This is a genomic window from Methylomonas sp. Uni0011, from assembly GCF_056850255.1.
Window position 1 is genome coordinate 1 of sequence record NZ_JBVVNO010000043.1, and the last position, 1,750, is coordinate 1,750.

Sequence of the window (1,750 nt, forward strand, 5' to 3'; positions counted from 1 at the left end):
GCGAAACGGGGTGGAGAGCAATCGGAGGCGAACTGGCGGTCCGCAGGAGACGAACTCGATTCGGCGGGACACGGCGGCGAGCCTGCTAGGAGATGGCGAAGCCTGAAACGCATCGAACACGTTGGTTTGGCGAAAGAAACGATGTTCGGGCCGTACCTGTGGTTGGAGGTGGAACGTTGGGACGTGTGTGCGAGATAAGCGAGGAGGCCTGTTCGGTGAAGCGAAACCGGGCAGGAGTCAGAGCCCGCATAGTACCGAAGCGGGGAAAGCCGCGAGAGGCTGGGTTAGCAAAGCGCAGTCGAGGGAAGGCAGGGCAGGAAGGTGGATGCGAGAAATCGAGAGTGAGGCAAATGACAGCACCGACAGTGTCGAAACAGACTAAACAAGGTACAGAAACGGCGGTAATACCCGGCGTGGAAGCCGCAATCTGGACGGAACGCATGGTGTTGGCACTGGTAAACGGTGTCGAAGGACGCAAATGGTACAGCTTGATGGACAAGGTTTACGCGCCGGGTACGCTAGCGTTGGCTTGGACGAAAGTTAAAGCCAACCGAGGCGCGGCGGGGGTGGACAGACAAAGTGTAGAGCAATTCGAAGCCCAAGCCGAGCGCTACTTGGCCGAACTGAGCCAAAGTCTGCGGGAAGGGAAATACCGACCGATGGCGGTTAAACGGGTGGAAATCCCCAAAGGTGACGGTCAACGTCGACTGCTGGGAATACCGACCGTCAAAGATCGCATCGTACAGGCGGCAGTCAAGATGGTGATCGAACCGATCTTCGACGTGACGTTTCTGAACAGCAGTTACGGATTTCGGCCCGAGCGAGGCTGCAAGGATGCCCTGCGTGATGTCGATGGCGGGCTTAAGGCTGGTTACACCTACGTGGTGGACGCCGACCTGAAAGGCTACTTCGACAGTATCCCGCATGCTCAACTTCTGGAACGGGTCGAAGCGCGAATCAGCGATGGTCGTCTATTGGCACTGATTGAAGGTTGGCTCAAGCAGGACATCCTGAAAGGGTTGGAACGTTGGACGCCGACGAGTGGCAGTCCACAAGGGGCGGTCATCAGTCCGTTACTGGCGAACCTATACCTGCATCCGCTGGACGAAAGGCTGATGGCGCGAGGTTATCGGATGGTGCGTTACGCCGACGACTTTGTCGTGCTATGCGCCAGCCGAGCCGAAGCCGAAGCGGCACTCGAGGTCATTCGGGAATGGGTTGAAGCCAATGGGCTGACGCTGCACCCCGATAAGACCCATCTGGGCGACTGTCGTCAAGCGGGCGAAGGCTTCGAGTTTCTGGGCTATCGCTTTGAAGCGGGCCAGCGTAGGGTACGTAAGAAAAGCCTGAACCGGTTCAAAGACCGTATTCGAGAGAAGACCAAGCGCACACGGGGTGACAGCCTGGATAGGATCGTGGGCGATCTAAACCCGATGCTGCGCGGCTGGTATGGGTACTTCAAACATGCTCATGGCGGAATTTTTCGCTACCTGGACGGCTTCATTCGACGGCGGCTTCGATCGCTGCTGCGAAAGCAAGACAAGCGACCGGGCATTGGCCGATGCCTGAATGACCATCGACGCTGGCCGAATGCGTATTTTGCGGCTGCCGGGTTGTTCGCACTACATCCCGCCTGGCAAGCCGAGAGACACTCCCGATGAGGAAACTACCGACTGGAGAGCCGTGTGCGGGAGAACCGCCCGCACGGTTCGGAGGGCGGGAAGGGCTTAGGCCCTTTCCGACCCCTATC

Annotated in this window: 2 protein-coding genes; both read left to right on the forward strand. The window is 58.4% G+C overall.

Annotated features, from left to right (window positions below):
• Positions 1 to 198 (forward strand): hypothetical protein (locus AC0IM9_RS20380; protein WP_482805234.1); only part of this gene is annotated, 198 nt, incomplete at its 5' end.
• Between the two features lie 152 nt (positions 199 to 350).
• A complete protein-coding gene (gene ltrA, locus AC0IM9_RS20385) occupies positions 351 to 1,661 on the forward strand; it encodes a group II intron reverse transcriptase/maturase (RefSeq protein ID WP_482805235.1) in 1,311 nt (436 codons plus the stop codon).
• The last annotated feature ends 89 nt before the right edge of the window (positions 1,662 to 1,750 follow it).

Excerpts from the sequence above, each read along its gene's own strand:
- ltrA (WP_482805235.1), top strand. The coding sequence starts at position 351 with ATGACAGCACCGACAGTGTCGAAACAGACTAAACAAGGTACAGAAACG.